A 1,073-nucleotide genomic window follows, 5' to 3' on the forward strand; every position below is an offset into this window, starting at 1 on the left:
AGGACCGGGCGGGCTTCCGTGCGGCCGGTCGCCTGGTCGGTGGCCACTACCTCGTCGCCGGTCTCCACCTTTTCGATCGGCTTGGTCGAGCCGTCGGCCATCAGGACCGGAGTGCCGGGGACGAAGCTGTTCGGCAGAGCGCAGGTCGTACCAGGCGGGTCCAGCGGGACGTCCGGGATCGTGGCGTCGATGACCTCTTCGATCACCTTGTCGGCGATGTCCTCGGCGGCGTTCTCCCCCAGCTCCTCCACCACATCCTTGGCGCAGGAGATCATGCTGCGGCACAGCAGGTCACCGTCATAGTCGAGGCCGTCGTAATCGACGCCCGCCGTGGCGACGTCGGCGACCTCCGCCTCCTCCAAGACCATCTCGGTGGCCTCGTTGGCGGTCTCGTTCTTCTTCTTCGTCGAAGTCTTCGTCTTCGGCTTAGAAGCCGTCTTCTTCGTGGTCTTCTTGGTCGTCTTCGTCGTCTTCTTCTGGGTCTTCGCCTTCGGCTTCTTGACCTTGGGGGTCTTGGTCTGGGGCTTCTTGACCTTGGGCGTCTTGACCTTCGGCGACTTCGCGACCGGCCTGGTCGGCTTCTTCGCCCCCGCCCTGGTCGTCTGCTTCTTGGTCGTCGACTTCTTCTTCGTGGCCTTCTTCGGTTTCCCGCCCTTCTTGGCCGTCTTCTGGCCGGCCTTCTTTCCCGCCTGCTGCGCGGTCTTCTTCCCGGCCTGCTGGGTGCCCTTCTTGGCGGCCTGTTGCGTGACCTTTCTGCCGCCCGTCTGGGCGGTCTTCTTGACCGCCTGCTTGACGCCCTGCTTGACCACCTGCTTGACGGCGGCCTTGGCGAACTGCTTGATCGCCACCTGGGCGGCCACCCGCACCACCGCGAACAGGATCGGGATGCAGAACGGGCAATTACCCGACGGGTCGGTGTAGGCGAGCGGGTTGCCGCCCGCGTACGTGTAGCGGTTGAGGTTGATCGACGGGTACGGGTCGATCGAGAAGTCGTCGCGCGAGGCGAAGCCACCCGTGCCCGGGATGTACCAGCGGGAGGCCATGTTGACCTTGCCGGTGTTCGGGTCGGTGTA

The 1,073-nt window shown here is 64.9% G+C and carries 1 protein-coding gene; it reads right to left on the reverse strand.

Annotated features, from left to right (window positions below; all coding sequences use genetic code 11):
- Window positions 1-1,073 (reverse strand): RHS repeat-associated core domain-containing protein (locus AB0K18_RS50300; RefSeq protein WP_364930301.1); only part of this gene is annotated, 1,073 nt, incomplete at both ends.

This window comes from Nonomuraea sp. NPDC049421 (assembly GCF_040677005.1).
In the GTDB taxonomy this organism is placed as follows: Bacteria; Actinomycetota; Actinomycetes; order Streptosporangiales; family Streptosporangiaceae; genus Nonomuraea; species Nonomuraea salmonea.